Source organism: Deltaproteobacteria bacterium RIFCSPHIGHO2_02_FULL_44_16, assembly GCA_001798185.1.
Lineage (GTDB): Bacteria > UBA10199 > UBA10199 > 2-02-FULL-44-16 > 2-02-FULL-44-16 > 2-02-FULL-44-16.
In genome coordinates this window covers 1-15,857 of record MGRM01000001.1, presented here as the reverse complement: position 1 = coordinate 15,857, position 15,857 = coordinate 1, and the positions used below count along the sequence as shown (strand labels likewise).

Sequence of the window (15,857 nt, the reverse complement as noted above, 5' to 3'; positions counted from 1 at the left end):
GGCCTTCGGGTCGTAAAGCTCTGTCGAGAGGAAAGAAAAGCTTGTGAGCTAATATCTCATGAGTTTGACGGTACCTCCAAAGGAAGCACCGGCTAACTCCGTGCCAGCAGCCGCGGTAATACGGAGGGTGCAAGCGTTGTTCGGAATTACTGGGCGTAAAGCGCGTGTAGGCGGAAAGAGAAGTCGGGTGTGAAAGCCCTGGGCTTAACCCAGGAAGTGCGCTCGAAACCATCTTTCTAGAGGTCCAGAGGGGATCGGGGAATTCCCAGTGTAGAGGTGAAATTCGTAGATATTGGGAAGAACACCGGTGGCGAAAGCGCCGATCTGGATGGATCCTGACGCTAAGACGCGAAAGCGTGGGGAGCAAACAGGATTAGATACCCTGGTAGTCCACGCCGTAAACGATGTGCACTAGGTGTTGGGAGACTTGACCCTCTCAGTGCCGACGGTAACCCATTAAGTGCACCGCCTGGGAAGTACGGCCGCAAGGTTGAAACTCAAAGGAATTGACGGGGGCCCGCACAAGCGGTGGAGTATGTGGTTTAATTCGACGCAACGCGAAAAACCTTACCTGGATTTGACATCTGGAGAAGGCTTCAGAGATGAGGCTGTGCCCTTCGGGGAACTCCAAGACAGGTGCTGCATGGCTGTCGTCAGCTCGTGTCGTGAGATGTTGGGTTAAGTCCCGCAACGAGCGCAACCCCTGTCCTTAGTTGCTACCAGTTCGGCTGAGCACTCTAGGGAGACTGCCGGTGTGAAACCGGAGGAAGGTGGGGACGACGTCAAGTCCTCATGGCCTTTATATCCAGGGCTACACACGTACTACAATGGCCGGTACAAAGGGTTGCCAAACCGCAAGGTGGAGCTAATCTCAAAAAACCGGTCTAAGTTCGGATTGGTCTCTGCAACTCGGGACCATGAAGCTGGAATCGCTAGTAATCGCTGATCAGCATGCAGCGGTGAATACGTTCCCGGGCCTTGTACACACCGCCCGTCACACCACGAAAGTTGTCTATACCAGAAGTGCGTCACCTAACCGCAAGGAAGGAGCGTCCCAAGGTATGGGCAATGATTGGGGTGAAGTCGTAACAAGGTAGCCGTAGGGGAACCTGCGGCTGGATCACCTCCTTTCTAAGGTGCTTTGTGTTTGTCTTCGGACAATACACGAACACAAACCCGGTCAAAGGCTTAACCAAAAGAAAAACAGACGCTATTCAGCTTTGAGAGTAGGTAAGGCCCGGGCTCGTAGCTCAGTTGGTAAGAGCGCACGCCTGATAAGCGTGAGGTCGGTAGTTCGATTCTACCCGGGCCCACCAAAGGGGCTGTAGCTCAGTTGGTAGAGCGCCAGCTTTGCAAGCTGGATGTCAGGGGTTCGAATCCCCTCAGCTCCACCAGCTTTTGCTGAGGCTCAAAATTTTTTTTGTGTTCTTTGACAACTAAATAGCGAGTAGAAATAAGTTCAAATCAATTTCGAATGAGGTCTCTTCAGGCAAGTTCTTGGTTAAGTTATTAAGGGCATGTGGTGGATGCCTTGGCATTCGGAGGCGAAGAAGGACGTGCCTAGCTGCGATAAGCTACGGGGAGCTGCTTAGGAAGCTTTGATCCGTAGATTTCCGAATGGGGAAACCCACCTGTCTTTATCGACAGGTATCATGCACTGAATTCATAGGTGCATGAAGCGAACGGAGGGAACTGAACCATCTCAGTACCTCTAGGAAAAGACATCAATTGAGATTCCCTAAGTAGCGGCGAGCGAAAGGGGAACAGCCTAAACCGATTTCACTTCGGTGAAGTCGGGGTTGCGGGACTGCAATATGGGATTGTCGGAGGATAGGTGAACGATCTGGAAAGGTCGGCCATAGCGTGTGATAGCCACGTAATCGAAATCCGAAGGCACCCTAGCAGTATCCCAAGTACCACGGGACACGAGAAATCTTGTGGGAATCTGGGTGGACCATCATCCAAGGCTAAATACTACCGAATGACCGATAGCGAACTAGTACCGCGAGGGAAAGGTGAAAAGCACCCCTAGTGGGGAGTGAAAAGTACCTGAAACCGCATGCCTACAAGCAGCTAAAGGGCTATGCCCATCTTCGGATGGGAATGTCTGATAGCGTGCCTTTTGCATAATGAGTCAGTGAGTTACTGTTTGCAGCAAGGTTAAGCTCTACACGAGCGAAGCCGTAGCGAAAGCGAGTCCTAACCGGGCGATGAAGTTGCGGGCAGTAGACCCGAAACCAGTGTGATCTAGCCATGGGCAGGATGAAGCGCGGGTAACACCGCGTGGAGGTCCGAACCGGTGAACGTTGAAAAGTTCTCGGATGACCTGTGGCTAGGGGTGAAAGGCCAATCAAACCTGGAGATAGCTGGTTCTCCCCGAAATATATTGAGGTATAGCCTCGCATGAATACTCTCGGAGGTAGAGCACTGAATGGGCTAGGGGTCTTACCAGATTACCAAACCCAATCAAACTCCGAATGCCGAGAAGTACTGTGCGGGAGGCAGTCCATGGGTGCTAAGGTCCTTGGACGAGAGGGAAAGAGCCCAGACCGCCAGCTAAGGTCCCAAAATGATAACTAAGTGTGAAAGGATGTGGAAGTGCATAGACAACCAGGAGGTTGGCTTAGAAGCAGCCATCCTTTAAAGAAAGCGTAACAGCTCACTGGTCGAGTGAGTCTGCGCCGAAAATTCAACGGGGCTAAAGTTATCTACCGAAGCTGCGGATTTCCTGCAGGGTTCGCCTTGCAGGGAGTGGTAGGGGAGCATTCTGTAAGCCTGTGAAGGTCGACGGTAACGACGACTGGAGGTATCAGAAGTGATTATGCTGACATAAGTAGCGATAAAACATGTGAGAAACGTGTTCGCCGAAAGCCTAAGGTTTCCTGGGCAAGGTTAATCCGCCCAGGGTTAGTCGGGGCCTAAGCCGAGGCCCAAGGGAGTAGGTGATGGAGAACAGGTTAATATTCCTGTACCACTGCCGGCATGTTATTCGACGGAGGGACGGAGCGTGTAAGGTCAGCCACCTATTGGATGGTGGTTTAAGCGTATAAGGAGGCGTTCAGGCAAAATCCGGACGTCAATCCCAAAGCGTGATGACGAGAGGCGTTAAGCCTCACAAAGTGACCGGTTCAAGCTTCCAAGAAAAGCTTCGTCGTGATGTCGGTGGTGCCCGTACCGTAAACGGACACACGTAGGCGAGTCGAGAAGACTAAGGCGCTTGAGAGAACCCTTGTTAAGGAACTTTGCAAGTTAACACCGTAACTTCGGAAGAAGGTGTGCCTCTGAAAGTGTATCTATAAGAAGAGAAGCTTTATGAGGTCGCAGTGAACAGGTGGCGACGACTGTTTATCAAAAACACAGGGCTCTGCTAAGTCGAAAGACGACGTATAGGGTCTGACGCCTGCCCGGTGCCGGAAGGTTAAAGCGAGGGGTTAGCCGTAAGGCGAAGCTCTGAACTGAAGCCCCGGTAAACGGCGGCCGTAACTATAACGGTCCTAAGGTAGCGAAATTCCTTGTCGGGTAAGTTCCGACCTGCACGAATGGCGTAACGATTGCCACACTGTCTCAACAGGGGGCTCAGCGAAATTGTACTGGCAGCGCAGATGCTGCCTACCCGCAGCAAGACGGAAAGACCCTGTGCACCTTTACTACAACTTGGCAGTGAGCTTCGGATAGGTTTGTGTAGGATAGGTGGGAGGCTTTGAAGCCGAGGCGTTAGCTTCGGTGGAGCCAACCTTGAAATACCACCCTGATCTCTTTGAAGTTCTAACTTCCTTCCGTAATCCGGAAGAAGGACATTGTCTGGTGGGTAGTTTGACTGGGGCGGTTGCCTCCCAAAGAGTAACGGAGGCGCACGAAGGTTCCCTCAGGCTGATTGGAAACCAGCCGGCGAGTGTAAGGGCAAAAGGGAGCTTAACTGCGAGACATACAAGTCGAGCAGATGCGAAAGCAGGTCCTAGTGATCTGGTGGTCCCGTATGGAAGGGCCATCACTTATCGGATAAAAGGTACGCCGGGGATAACAGGCTGATCGCCGCCAAGAGTTCACATCGACGCGGCGGTTTGGCACCTCGATGTCGGCTCATCACATCCTGGGGCTGGAGTCGGTCCCAAGGGTTTGGCTGTTCGCCAATTAAAGTGGTACGTGAGCTGGGTTCAGAACGTCGCGAGACAGTTCGGTCCCTATCTGCTGTGGGCGAAGGATACTTGAGAGGAGCTGTCCCTAGTACGAGAGGACCGGGATGGACGTACCTCTGGTCCACCGGTTGTCGCGCCAGCGGCATAGCCGGGTAGCTATGTACGGATCGGATAACTGCTGAAAGCATCTAAGCAGGAAACCGACCTCAAGATAAGGTATCCCTGAAGGTCACTTGAAGACGACGAGTTTGATAGGCGGGGCGTGGAAGCGCAGTAATGCGTGGAGCTGACCCGTACTAATCGACCGATCGACTTAACCATTTATTTTCCTGCCCATTGCGCAGAAGCAGTGGGCAGGGGAAGCTTAGAGACCTCATTTGATGTTGATTTGAACATAAAATTTCCGGTGATTATAGCGAGGGGGTCACACCCGATCCCATTCCGAACTCGGCAGTTAAGCCCCTCAGCGCCGATGGTACTTCACACTATGGTGTGTGGGAGAGTAGGACGTTGCCGGATTAAATTCGAAAAAAGCCCCGTGGAAACGCGGGGCTTTTTTTATCTAAAAAACACGCAACTTCTTTGAGAAACCTGCGATACGAGGATTGAGTCAAACACTATAAGGAGGATTTTATGGGGAGTCGCATTTTCGTTGTTCTCGCATCACTTTTATTCATCGCATCCTGTTCTGCTTTTGATAGTAAAAGTAAAACAGTAAGTGCTCCTCCTCCAGCAGATCCTGATGTTGCTGCTGCAAGCGCTTATCAGGGATTTTATAGTGGAGAGATGACGAATGAAACAAATACCTGCCAAGCAGATGTGGTTGTCGAGGGACCGCTTTCAATCGATGTGATTCAGGCAGGTGATGTGGTGAGTATTCAGTTTGAAGATGCCACTGAAGGTCGCGGCACTCTTGCAGGAAATAATGCGACAATTTTAATGGAAGAGGGAGAAGTAAGCAGTGTTTATAATCTTTCGTTTAATGAAGAAGGCGCAGAAGGTTCGCTGGAAATTATTGAAACAAAAGTTGATGGACAATTAGGAGATCCTTGTGCAAAATCTTCTCTCAAACTTACAAAGGGAGAAAAGCCAGAAGGATGGGGAGTGGTTGTGGTTCCAGCAGAGGAAGACTCAGAAACGCCAGCCAAATAATAATTTTTCAGAAAGAATTTTCAAAAAGGGCGATTCATCATGAATCGCCCTTTGTTTTTGTGCGATTTATACGGCGGAGCTTCATTGACTCTCATCATACTTCTCGATAGATTCCTTTTTCTTCAATGAATAAAAAAGGAGAATTCATGTTTCGATATTTCTATCTCTCTGTTTTTATAGTCTTTCCCTTTTTTCTTTCTTCTCTTGCTTACAGCACGCAAGCGATACATGCAAATCTTGAACATATTACTCAAACAGCAGAAGCCTCCTTTGTGGGAACGTGTATTGATCGACGAGTAGAGCTTCTTCCCGATGCTCGTTTCTCAGGTGGACTCCTTGTTACAAAGTATACATTTCGTATTGGACAATGGATCAAAGGACCTCAACAGAAAAAAGAGGGAGAACTGTTCGAGTTTGTTCAATATGGAGCTACGAGAGAAGAGGCGGCAAAAATGAATGTCTCTTTTATTATCGGTCTCCCTCAATTTGAAAAAAATAAAGAATATGTTCTTTTTACAACGCGACGCAGTCCCGCGACAGGACTCTCTTCTACCGTTGGTCTTGAACAAGGAGTTTTTGATGTGGTGGTTCAAGCAAATGGGACAAAATCAGTCACGAATAAATTTTTAAGCACATCTTTATTTCAGAATTTACCCGTAAAACAAGGAGTTCAAAAAACATTGACTGCCGCGAAATCAGCATCGAGTCAGGATGGTTCCGTGATTTCACTTCAAAGTTTTGTAGACCTCGTGAATGCTCTTGGGGAGAATGCGCGATGAAAAAAATTCTTTATACTTTTTTATTGCTCCTGTTTTCTTTGGATCTCTCTGCAGGAGGTCCCATTGCCATTGATACGGTGAATAAGAGTGGGACCGCACAACGATGGGATAAAAATACAGTGGAATGGTTCCATGATGATGGCTCACTTGCGACCAATGTGAATAATCAAAAAGCGGTGCAATGGGTGCAAGAAGCTTTTTCAACTTGGAGTAATGTCACCATGCAGACAGCAGATGGTCGTTCCGTTAAGACAGTGGATATAACGATAAAGTCGGGGGGGAGTCTTGGAAAGGATGTCGATAAAACCAACTATCACGAATATCTCTCTGCAACAGAGGGACCTTCCGCTGTTATTTTTGATCCTGACGGATCTATTCTCGAAGATATTGGCATCGATAAAACTCTGATCATTGGAGTGACAGCTCCACTCCTTTCTTCCGGAGATGGTAAAAAAATATTGCGAGGCGTTACTATTTTAAGTGGATATCTTCTCGAAAATAATCGGCTTGATCCCGATCAAGCCCGCGCGGAAATGCTTCATCGTGCCTCTGGACTTCATGAAATAGGACATTTTTTAAATTTGGATCATGGTTCAACAATGGCGGCCGCTGCTCTTGCCTGTAAAAAAGACGGTGCTTGTGTTGATGGAGAATTTATTCCGACCATGTTTCCAGAGCTGAAAACACCCCTTCAAATTAATTTAGCTCGCGATGATAAAGTAACTATTTCGTGGATGTATCCGAGCACAACTTTTCATTCAGAGTTTTGTATCATACGCGGCCGCGTGGAGGATGATAAAAGTATTCCTCTTCGCGGTGTTAATCTTCTTGCGCAGCGTGTGGGCGAATCTGAAGGACTGACGAAAGAAGATGTGCGTGCTTTTGTCTCTGGTGTGCTGTATCCAGGATGTGAACCAAACAGCGACTACACTCTTTACGGCATTGTTCCTGAAAAAAAATATCAAGTGCTCTATGAACAACTCCCATCACAATATATAGGCCAGTCCGGATTTGAACCGCTTCCCAATCCTCCTCAAGGATTTACGGCTGCAACGATTGAAACATCGGATGGAAAATCGACCGTTGAATGTAGCAAGGGGGGCGAGGTGATGGAGATGCCCGTCGTAAAAGTGACGGCTGCAAATCCGTGTAAAAATTTGAAACCAAATAGCAATACCTCTGCGTCAGCGGGTTTACCAAAAGAGGGATCCAGTGGTTGTGGATTAATGCGAGGGAATAACAGCACCAATGTTTTACTGGGAGTCAGCATTATAGCTTCAATTTTTATGATCGCGAGAAAACGACGTTACTTTCAAAAGGGAGACGGCTCATGCGTTACTCAGAACTCTTGATTCCAACGCTTCGCGAAGCTCCGAGTGATGCCGAAGTCATAAGCCATCAACTCATGCTACGAGCTGGTTATATTCGAAAGCTTGCGGCTGGAGTTTATACGTATCTTCCTCTCTGCTTACGAGTGCTTCGAAAAATCGAAGGTATCATTCGATCTGAAATGGAAAAAAGCGGCGCCCATGAACTTCTTCTTCCGATTGTCATGCCAGCAGAACTTTGGAAGGAATCCAAAAGATGGGATGTGTATGGAAAAGAATTACTTCGCTTTAAAGATCGACATGATCGAGAATTTTGTGTTGGTCCAACTCATGAAGAAGCAATTACCGATTTAGCGCGTCGCGAAATTCGATCCTATCGCGATCTTCCGAAAAATCTTTTTCAAATTCAGACAAAATTTCGTGATGAAATTCGTCCTCGTTTTGGACTGATGCGTGGGCGTGAATTTATCATGAAAGATAGTTATTCCTTTGATCGCGATGAACCTCATTCTCTTCAAACCTATCAAAAAATGTATGAGGCGTATATTCGCATCTTTAAACGATGTGGACTCGATTTTCGCGCTGTTGAAGCTGCAACCGGCGCTATCGGTGGCACAAAGTCGCACGAGTTTCAGGTGCTCGCGGCATCAGGAGAAGATCAAATCTTTGCCTGCACGAAATGTGAATATGCGATCAATAGTGAGCTCAAAAATTCTGAGAAATGTCCTCGTTGCCAATCTTCATTAGAGAATTTTCGCGGCATTGAGGTAGGGCAGGTCTTTTTTCTGGGAACGAAATATTCGGAGGCGATGAAAGCAAATTTCCTGGATGAAAAAGGAAATGAAGTTCCGCTTGTCATGGGATGCTACGGTATCGGTATCGGTCGCACTGCGGCAGCAGCGATTGAACAGAATCACGATGAGCGAGGAATAATCTGGCCGCTTCCGATTGCTCCTTTTCAAATTGAAGTGATTCCTCTCGGAACAGAATTTGAAGTTTTGGAAGTTGCGAATAAGATTGCACAGGAGATTCAAGCAAAGGACTTGGAACCACTTCTTGATGATCGTGATGAACGGCCCGGAGTGAAATTTGCTGATGCAGATTTAATTGGGATTCCTTATCAGGTTGTTGTGGGGAGTAAGGGACTGAAAGAGGGTGTGGTGGAATGGAAGGAACGCAAAACCGGAACAGTAGAAAAAGTAAAATTTGATCACGTACGCACACATTTTCTTAAAATTGTGAAGTGATGAGAGAAGACCTGGAGCGCCGATGGTAGAAAAAAAAGTTGAGTATCGGGATCGATTGATCGTCGCACTTCTCGCAGATCGTATGAGAGATGCTGAGAAGATGGTAAAACTTCTGAAGAAGGAAGTTCATATTTTTGAGATTGGGCTTCCCACCTATACAGCGCTCGGTCCTGATGTCATCAAGATGGTTCATGATCACCAATGTAAGGTTTTTCTCGATTTAAAATATCACGATATTCCTTCGACCGTGGAACTTGCGGTAAGGCATGCGACAAAACTTGGGGTCGCGATGTTAACGGTGCATGCGACTGGCGGAACAGAAATGCTTCGACGCGCTGCGCATGCTGCGGAGGATGCTGCTGGAAGTAAAACCGAAATGCCGCTGCTTCTTGCCGTGACGGTGCTGACAAGTATGGAGACGCTCGCGGATGTCGGAGTGCAATTTGAGGTGCGCGAACAGGTGGTTCGTTTAGCGCAGCTCGCAAAAAAATGTGGATTTCAGGGCGTCGTTGCGAGCCCGCTTGAAATTAAACCTGTGCGAAAAGCATGTGGTGAGCGTTTTCTGATTGTGACTACCGGTGTGCGTCCTCTTGGAAGCGCACCCCTTGATCAACGTCGGTTTGCAGCGCCAGTGATGGCAATTGCAGCTGGAGCAGATTATCTGGTGATCGGTCGTCCTGTGGTTCAAGCCAAAGATCCACACGCGGTAGTGCAGCAGATTTTGAAGGAAATTTCCTAAAATTCCTCCTGGGGAGATATCCCCCCAAAAGGGGCCTGGCGGCCCTCCTTTATGTTCTTTAGCCTCACATTTCTTCGCCTGAAGGGTTTATAAAAAACAATTAAAAATCAACTAATTACGATGTATTCTTCAAGTTTTTTCGTGTTTGGCATGTACTTCGCATTCTTGAAGGTTGAAGCGACCGAAGTAAGGAGGATGTATGGCACACAAATGGAACATGGAAGGGATGCTTGAGCAGAGAGATCAAAAGATGATTGCGATTCTTCCGATCACCGGCGAGGCGACGGAAAGTTCATCGCTCAAATATCTTCTCGATCTTCAATTGAAGATGGCAACAAGTTCAATCAATCACGAATATGCGCGACTTGAATATGATGACAAAGGAGTTGCTCATGAACGTCGTGAAGAACTTTTAGAATATATGCAAAATTGTCATCAAGTGTATTGTGAGGCGCGTGAAAAACTTCAGAACTTTGATCCATATGCGCTCGACGAATTTGAACGCGATTTGATGCTTCAGAAACAGCAAACTTTTTCGGAAAATGAGACTCGCAAGTTTGATGCTTAATAAAGAACCCTAACCCTCCTTTCTCAAGAAGGGGGACGGTCGTGAGACCGCCCCCTTTTTACTTTCCATCGGGCCTCGCTTTGCTTGTTTCTCGTTGATCTCCATATAAAAGACCAATAAGTGTCAGACACTTATTGGTAATTCAACGTCATGGCGAAAGATAGAAATGAGATGAAGCTAAAAAATAAAACGATCATCATCACGGGTGCGAGTCGTGGTATTGGAAGAGCCATTGCGCTGAAGTGTGCACGTGACGGCGCGAATATCGTTATTGCATCGAAGACAACGGAGAAGCATCCGAAACTGGAAGGGTCGATTTATACGGTTGCAGAAGAAGTTGAAGCAGCCGGTGGAAATGTTCTTCCCATCCAAGTCGATGTGCGCGATGAAGCTCAAATTGAAGTAATGGTTTCGAAAACTGTTGAGAAATTTGGTGGCGTTGATGTTCTCATCAATAATGCTGGGGCCATTCATCTGGCTTCTCTCGAAACAACTCCCATGAAGCGGTATGATTTGGTGCAATCAGTGAATGCGCGAGCTGTTTTTCTGTGTGCACAGAAAACACTTCCTTATTTAAAGAAATCAAAAAATGCTCACATTTTGAATATGTCACCGCCGATAAATTTTGAAACAAAATGGCTGAAGCAAAATCTTGCGTATATGATTTCGAAATATGGAATGACAATATGCACGATTGGTCTTTCGTCAGAGTTGAACCAATATGGCATTGCCGTCAATTCACTCTGGCCAAGAACATCGATTGCGACAGCCGCGATTCAAGTTCATTTCGGTGAAGAGATGATGAAACAAAGTCGTACTCCAGAAATTATGGCTGAAGCCGCATATGAAATGATCACGACAACCGGTTGTCAGCTCACAGGAAAAACACTTTTTGACGAAGATGTTCTTCGTGATCGTGGCAGGACTGATTTTTCCAAATACGCTGTTGATCCGACAAAGGAATTACTCATTTTTTCTTGAGGGCATGGAATGCTTAACCAATAAGTGTCAGACACTTTCTGGTTATTCTCTCAATTCTTTTTTTAGTTTCTGCTTTCTTCTATCAAAGCATCTGAGTGATGACTTTGAAAACAGCTTCCCCTAGTTTTGTATGGGAATCTGCATCAAGATGAAAGCCATCAATTTCACTTGTCGTAACAATTTGACCGGCATCGAGGAAATCGCATGCATGATTTGCTGCTACTCTTTGAAGACGTGAAGACAATTCTTTTGATCTGGCTTGAGCTGTTGCACCGAACATATCAGCAAAATCGGTGAGATGTGTTATTGCAGCGGGTGAGATGAGAAGAATTTTTGGAGATGTCCCATTTGGGCCCGCACCACTACTTTTGATAATCTCTATTAGTGATGCGATACCCAAAGAAACATCATAAGCAGAAAGAGAGAAACGAGTCTTAAAATCATTTGTGCCAAGCATGAGTATGACAATATCAACAGGGGCGTGGCTCTCTAAACAGGGTACGAGGTATTCCTTTCCATTTCGAAATGGATTCATTGGATCGTCCCACACGGTTGTTCGTGCATTAAGTCCTTCCTCAATAACGTCACATTTGTTTTCAAATTTTTGTGCGAGGATACCCGACCACCTTTGATCTTTGGAAAATCGAAGATTTCCCGGAATGAATTTTTTCAGCATTTCACTACTGAGAGGTTTACAGCCATAGGTGTTTGAGTCGCCATAACAAAGTATTGTTTTCATCGTATTCCCTTTCTCCTCTCCGTAAACTTCCACCACGGTTTCGGTCTGCCACCATTCATGAAATCAACAGCGGCCATGAAGGTATCGAGAAGACATGGATCATGGTGCGTGCGAGTCACGATATTTATTTTTTGATAAAGTTTCAGCGGATCTTTGCCGCGCAACTGTATCGGCTTCGTGATACCAATCAAGCGCAGATCATTTGCAACTGATTTTCCAATATTCGGAATTTGTTCAAGATGTATTGCGTCAGACGCCGTCGTTGCTTTTTTCATAAGCGTTCTTCTTTCAAAGAGTTTCATAAAAGTGAAGCATTTTTTAGTATTCGCATCCTCTTTGCTCTTGTTGACACCTCAAATGGAGGTGTTTATGAAGAGCGAAATGGAACAATTTCAAAAATATTTCATCCGCCTTGAGGCAGCTTCTTGAAATATACAAATACTCTCAAATTACCTCCTCGTTTTAAACCTCCGCGAGAAGTGGTTCGATCGAATTATGTGCTCGAAGTTCTTGCACCACAGCATAATGACATGGATTATGAGGCTTGGACTTCAAGCATCGATGAGCTTCAGGGAATATTTGGTCCTACCAATGATTGGCCTACGAAAGAATATACAAAAGAACAAAATCTTGAGGATCTTGAAAGGCATTTGAGAGAATTTGAACAGAGTGTTGCGTATGCCTACACCATTTTAAATGTTGAAAGAACTTCTTGTATCGGATGTCTTTATATTCGACCTACTTCAGCAACAAACTATGATGCTCGTGTTGATTTTTGGTTTCGAAATTCGAGCAAGAATATCGAGTCTCACTTTTATGAAGAATTAAAAAGTTGGTTGGGAAAAGAATGGAGATTTCAAAATATTGCTTTTCCAGGAAGAAATCTTTCTTGGGATGAATATAATAAACTTGTTGAAAAAGAATCCTGGTAGGCTTTTATAAAAGCCTTGAGGCTCAATCATGAAAACCGAAATCATCTGCGGAAAGAATGCGATTATCGAAGTGCTTCGAGCGGGGAAGCGGAAGTGTTTTGAAATTTATCTTGCGAGTGGGAAAAAAGAAAAAACTGCAGATGAAATGGAAATGTTTGCGCGAGAATACAATATTCCCTATCGATTGGTTTCTCGAGAAGAGATCGAAAAAATTTCGCGTGTCGAAAAAAATCAGGGGATTGCTGCGAGAGTCGAGGCTTTCGCCTTTTCTGATCTTAAAGATATTCTCGCCTCTTCGAAAGAGGGGAATGTGCTTCTCATTCTCGATGGCGTTCTTGATCCCCAAAACTTGGGTTCTTTGCTTCGAACAGCTCATCAGCTCGGAGTCGCTGGTGTTTGCCTCCCAAAAGATAACTCGGCTCCTGTAGGACCTGCGACGACGCGTGCTGCTTCAGGTGCCACAGAATGGCTCTCAATTGTTCAAGTGACAAATGTGACTTCTACGATTAACCTCTTGAAAGAAAAAGGCTACTGGATTTATGGGGCCGAGGGGGGCGAAGAGAAAAACCTTTTTGAAACAGACTTTAAAAATCATCCTATAGCTCTCGTGCTCGGTGGAGAAGGAAAGGGGATGCGACGGCTCGTGAAAGAATCCTGCGATGTTCTCATTTCTATTCCGATGTCAGGAAAACTTGATTCACTGAATGTTTCAGCTGCAGGAGCTATCATTATGTCGCAAGTCATAAGCCAACGTTCAAAATGATGATCTCTTTTTTTACTCTTCATCGCGTTATGAGCGGTCTTTTTCTTTTTTGGTGGATCTCTCTTTTTTGGACTTTTTCCTCTGCTTGGCCACGACTTTTTGATGACTGGAAAAATACGCTTTTCTATTTTGGTGCGGGAATCTGCATTTTATTTCAATTGATGCGACGGTCTTCAAAGCCATTTGTTCAATTCAGTGCAGCTGGAATTTTTCTTTCTCTTTATTTTATTGTTCTTCTTTGTTCACTTTTCATTTCTTCTGCTCCCTATGAGAGTTTTCTTTCTTTCAGTCGTTTGCTGTTGTGGATTGGCTTGGCATGGGCGCTTCTTCAACGGAAAGACTTTCCATTCCGAAAACTTTTCATCTTTACCACCATTTCTACTGCCCTTATCGTGCTGCAAACATTTCTTGAAATTACAGACGTATTTCATCTCTGGACTTACACAGTAATCTCAAAATTTTTTACTCCCATTGGTCACACGAGTTACTATGGCGATGTAATGATGGCTCATCTCCCTTTGGCGGTATTTCTTTTCCTTACGGCGTCACGAAAATGGGAAAAATTTTTTTGGGCCTTTCTCTTTGTTATGATTTTTGGAGGTCTTTGGGTTTCGCTGAATCGATCAAGTATTCTTGGAGCATTTGTTTCTGGTCTTCTCTTTCTCTTTTTTCTTTTGCGCTATCGATATCTACGCTGGAAACCAATAATGATCGCAACTGCGGTGATCGCCATCTCTCTTTTTCTTTTCACGAAATATCATTCTTCTTTTCTTTCCAAAAATGCTTCCGATACTTTCGATATTTTTTGGAACATGAAGTTCGATTTGAAGAAAGGTTTTTCGTCACAAGAAGCTTTTCATCGGTTCACGTCAAAGCGTTTAAAAGCTTATGAAATTACAGCTTCAATGATCCGAGAAAAGCCGATGTTCGGATGGGGAGCTGGAACGTTTCGTTTCACTTATCCCGAATATGCGAAAGGTCATCTCAACAGTAGTACGGTTTGGTTTATGCATCCACACAATGAGATGCTTCATCAAGTCGCCGAGTTAGGTGTTTTGGGCGTGATCGGTTTGTTTGGTTTTTTTGTCTCCCTTTTTGTTGTTGGAGGAAAAACTTTATCAAAAACAGAGAATGGGCATGATCAACTTTTGATCCTCACAGCGCTCGCTGGACTTGTGGGATTTCTGATCAGTTGGCAATTCAGTGTTAGTTTTCTTTTTTCGCTTTCCCGTCTTATGATGGCTCCCTTTGTTGCGATTTTATGGAGATATGTCTCTCCAATCCTCACGGTTCCGGCAATAAAGCTTTTATCTTTTCGAAAAATAGCAACGGCGGTTGTGTTTGCATCAACGTTGTTGCTTTTCATGTATCATCTTTCACTTTATTTTTTGTATGAAAGTAAAAATCCGGAAAATCCTCATCGCCTTGTATCGGCAAAATATAGTTATGTTTTAGCACCAACCGCTTTTGATCCTCTTTTCAACTATGCCAGTATGAATTTTCTTGATGGCCATTTTCAAGAAGCTTTTCCTGCAATTGAGAAACTCTCTGAAGCTTACCCATATGTTCCATCGGTTCTTTTGCTCACAGCTCAAGCTCGGCTCATGGAAGGAAAGGTCTATGAGGCAGAGACGCTTTTGCAACATGCCATCCGAAACGATCCGAAATTTGACGCCGCCAAATCGTTTTTGACAGCGCTACAGCATCAATAATGATGAAGAAAAGACCCCTTTTTTGTGGAAAACCCCTTGACATCGTTTAGGTTCTCTCCTAGTTTTCGCCCACTTTAAGCTGGCTCATTCAACTCGAGGTTAATTTTATTTCAACATATTGCGATTTAAGATGATGGAAATGCAGGGGTTTGTCTTCCTGCATGAATTTGTTCTTTTAAAAAAGAAGCTGAAGAAAAAGTTGAGATTGCTGGCGTAGCTCAACGGTAGAGCAACTGATTTGTAATCAGTAGGTTGGAGGTTCAAATCCTCTCGCCAGCTCGGAGAGGTTCCCGAGCGGCCAAAGGGAGCAGACTGTAAATCTGCCGGCTTTTGCCTTCGGAGGTTCGAATCCTCCCCTCTCCACAAGTTTTGCGGGAGTAGCTTAATGGTAAAGCTCCAGCCTTCCAAGCTGGCCACGAGGGTTCGATTCCCTTCTCCCGCTCTGAAACGTTACTGGTGAAAGATCGGGGAGAAACGAGCAGTGGGAGATGATTGAGGAGACCGACTGAGACGTACTCAGATTGTACGTCGCAAGGAGTGTCGACGAAAACAACGAACCAATGCGAAGTTTATCGCCGATTGACATTGCCGAGATAGCTCAGTCGGCAGAGCGCATCCATGGTAAGGATGGGGTCACGGGTTCGAATCCCGTTCTCGGCTCAAAAATTTAGCGATTCGTTTTTCGTTCACGAAGTCCGTTCAGAATTTTTTATAGGGAGGATTGTTATGTCGAAGGAAAAGTATGAGAGGAAGAAGCCGCATGTGAACGTGGGGACGATAG

At 45.6% G+C, this 15,857-nt stretch carries 12 protein-coding genes, 6 tRNA genes and 3 rRNA genes; 19 read left to right on the top strand and 2 right to left on the bottom strand.

All coding sequences use genetic code 11. The annotated features are described in order from the left end of the window. The 12 genes from A3C46_09640 to A3C46_09585 all read left to right on the top strand — a co-directional run. Positions 1 to 1,133 (top strand): 16S ribosomal RNA (locus tag A3C46_09640); the annotation flags it as partial. A 106-nt stretch (positions 1,134 to 1,239) separates the two neighbouring features. Then, positions 1,240 to 1,316: transfer RNA gene (locus A3C46_09635), tRNA-Ile, on the top strand. Between the two features lie 2 nt (positions 1,317 to 1,318). Next, positions 1,319 to 1,394: transfer RNA gene (locus A3C46_09630), tRNA-Ala, on the top strand. 103 nt (positions 1,395 to 1,497) lie between these two features. After that, positions 1,498 to 4,462 (top strand): 23S ribosomal RNA (locus A3C46_09625). Between the two features lie 76 nt (positions 4,463 to 4,538). Further along, positions 4,539 to 4,655: ribosomal RNA gene (rrf, locus tag A3C46_09620) — 5S ribosomal RNA — on the top strand. Between the two features lie 114 nt (positions 4,656 to 4,769). Beyond that, the gene (locus A3C46_09615; GenBank protein ID OGQ23682.1) at positions 4,770 to 5,288 is read left to right on the top strand and encodes a hypothetical protein; all 519 of its coding nucleotides are present in this window, start codon (positions 4,770 to 4,772) and stop codon (positions 5,286 to 5,288) included. 146 nt (positions 5,289 to 5,434) lie between these two features. Then, positions 5,435 to 6,067, top strand: coding sequence for a hypothetical protein (locus A3C46_09610; protein OGQ23681.1), 633 nt, complete (start codon positions 5,435 to 5,437; stop codon positions 6,065 to 6,067). Next, positions 6,064 to 7,419 carry a hypothetical protein gene (locus A3C46_09605; GenBank protein OGQ23680.1) on the top strand — a complete coding sequence of 452 codons (1,356 nt, stop codon included), beginning with the start codon at positions 6,064 to 6,066 and terminating at the stop codon, positions 7,417 to 7,419. Before A3C46_09610 ends, A3C46_09605 begins: the two co-directional genes overlap by 4 nt. Then, the gene (locus tag A3C46_09600) at positions 7,398 to 8,642 is read left to right on the top strand and encodes a proline--tRNA ligase (GenBank protein ID OGQ23679.1); all 1,245 of its coding nucleotides are present in this window, start codon (positions 7,398 to 7,400) and stop codon (positions 8,640 to 8,642) included. The genes A3C46_09605 and A3C46_09600 overlap by 22 nt, the downstream gene beginning before the upstream one ends. Before the next feature lie 22 nt (positions 8,643 to 8,664). Next, positions 8,665 to 9,381 (top strand): orotidine 5'-phosphate decarboxylase, encoded by a 717-nt coding sequence (locus A3C46_09595; protein ID OGQ23678.1) that lies wholly within the window; start codon positions 8,665 to 8,667, stop codon positions 9,379 to 9,381. A gap of 199 nt (positions 9,382 to 9,580) precedes the next feature. Continuing rightward, on the top strand, positions 9,581 to 9,949 hold the full coding sequence (locus A3C46_09590; GenBank protein ID OGQ23677.1) for a hypothetical protein: 369 nt from the start codon (positions 9,581 to 9,583) through the stop codon (positions 9,947 to 9,949). A gap of 171 nt (positions 9,950 to 10,120) precedes the next feature. Further along, positions 10,121 to 10,930 (top strand): short chain dehydrogenase, encoded by an 810-nt coding sequence (locus A3C46_09585; protein OGQ23684.1) that lies wholly within the window; start codon positions 10,121 to 10,123, stop codon positions 10,928 to 10,930. Between the two features lie 82 nt (positions 10,931 to 11,012). Here A3C46_09585 and A3C46_09580 read toward each other — a convergent pair whose 3' ends face one another. Next, complete coding sequence (locus tag A3C46_09580; GenBank protein OGQ23676.1) at positions 11,013 to 11,669, bottom strand: hypothetical protein; 657 nt, start codon at positions 11,667 to 11,669, stop codon at positions 11,013 to 11,015. After that, positions 11,666 to 11,944 (bottom strand): hypothetical protein, encoded by a 279-nt coding sequence (locus A3C46_09575; GenBank protein OGQ23683.1) that lies wholly within the window; start codon positions 11,942 to 11,944, stop codon positions 11,666 to 11,668. The genes A3C46_09580 and A3C46_09575 overlap by 4 nt, the downstream gene beginning before the upstream one ends. Positions 11,945 to 12,094: 150 nt before the next feature. On the opposite strand from A3C46_09575, the gene A3C46_09570 reads away from it, so the two are divergent. The 7 genes from A3C46_09570 (at position 12,095) to A3C46_09540 (ending at position 15,739) form a co-directional block, all read left to right on the top strand. Further along, entirely contained in the window at positions 12,095 to 12,601 is a 507-nt protein-coding gene (locus tag A3C46_09570; protein OGQ23675.1) for a hypothetical protein, read from the top strand. Between the two features lie 28 nt (positions 12,602 to 12,629). Further along, positions 12,630 to 13,364, top strand: a complete 735-nt coding sequence (locus tag A3C46_09565) for a 23S rRNA (guanosine(2251)-2'-O)-methyltransferase RlmB (GenBank protein OGQ23674.1) — start codon at positions 12,630 to 12,632, stop codon at positions 13,362 to 13,364. After that, the gene (locus tag A3C46_09560) at positions 13,361 to 15,076 is read left to right on the top strand and encodes a hypothetical protein (GenBank protein ID OGQ23673.1); all 1,716 of its coding nucleotides are present in this window, start codon (positions 13,361 to 13,363) and stop codon (positions 15,074 to 15,076) included. Before A3C46_09565 ends, A3C46_09560 begins: the two co-directional genes overlap by 4 nt. Before the next feature lie 207 nt (positions 15,077 to 15,283). After that, positions 15,284 to 15,355: transfer RNA gene (locus A3C46_09555), tRNA-Thr, on the top strand. 1 nt (position 15,356) lies between these two features. Further along, positions 15,357 to 15,442: transfer RNA gene (locus tag A3C46_09550), tRNA-Tyr, on the top strand. A 5-nt stretch (positions 15,443 to 15,447) separates the two neighbouring features. After that, a tRNA-Gly gene (locus A3C46_09545) sits at positions 15,448 to 15,518 on the top strand. Between the two features lie 145 nt (positions 15,519 to 15,663). Beyond that, a tRNA-Thr gene (locus A3C46_09540) sits at positions 15,664 to 15,739 on the top strand. Positions 15,740 to 15,857 lie beyond the last annotated feature (118 nt).

What these genes read in the sequence shown, in the direction of transcription:
- A3C46_09615 (OGQ23682.1), top strand. Translation starts at nt 4,770, where the DNA reads ATGGGGAGTCGCATTTTCGTTGTTCTCGCATCACTTTTATTCATCGCA.
- A3C46_09610 (OGQ23681.1), top strand. Translation starts at nt 5,435, where the DNA reads ATGTTTCGATATTTCTATCTCTCTGTTTTTATAGTCTTTCCCTTTTTT.
- A3C46_09605 (OGQ23680.1), top strand. Translation starts at nt 6,064, where the DNA reads ATGAAAAAAATTCTTTATACTTTTTTATTGCTCCTGTTTTCTTTGGAT.
- A3C46_09600 (OGQ23679.1), top strand. Translation starts at nt 7,398, where the DNA reads ATGCGTTACTCAGAACTCTTGATTCCAACGCTTCGCGAAGCTCCGAGT.
- A3C46_09595 (OGQ23678.1), top strand. Translation starts at nt 8,665, where the DNA reads ATGGTAGAAAAAAAAGTTGAGTATCGGGATCGATTGATCGTCGCACTT.
- A3C46_09590 (OGQ23677.1), top strand. Translation starts at nt 9,581, where the DNA reads ATGGCACACAAATGGAACATGGAAGGGATGCTTGAGCAGAGAGATCAA.
- A3C46_09585 (OGQ23684.1), top strand. Translation starts at nt 10,121, where the DNA reads ATGAAGCTAAAAAATAAAACGATCATCATCACGGGTGCGAGTCGTGGT.
- A3C46_09580 (OGQ23676.1), bottom strand. Translation starts at nt 11,669, where the DNA reads ATGAAAACAATACTTTGTTATGGCGACTCAAACACCTATGGCTGTAAA.
- A3C46_09575 (OGQ23683.1), bottom strand. Translation starts at nt 11,944, where the DNA reads ATGAAAAAAGCAACGACGGCGTCTGACGCAATACATCTTGAACAAATT.
- A3C46_09565 (OGQ23674.1), top strand. Translation starts at nt 12,630, where the DNA reads ATGAAAACCGAAATCATCTGCGGAAAGAATGCGATTATCGAAGTGCTT.
- A3C46_09560 (OGQ23673.1), top strand. Translation starts at nt 13,361, where the DNA reads ATGATGATCTCTTTTTTTACTCTTCATCGCGTTATGAGCGGTCTTTTT.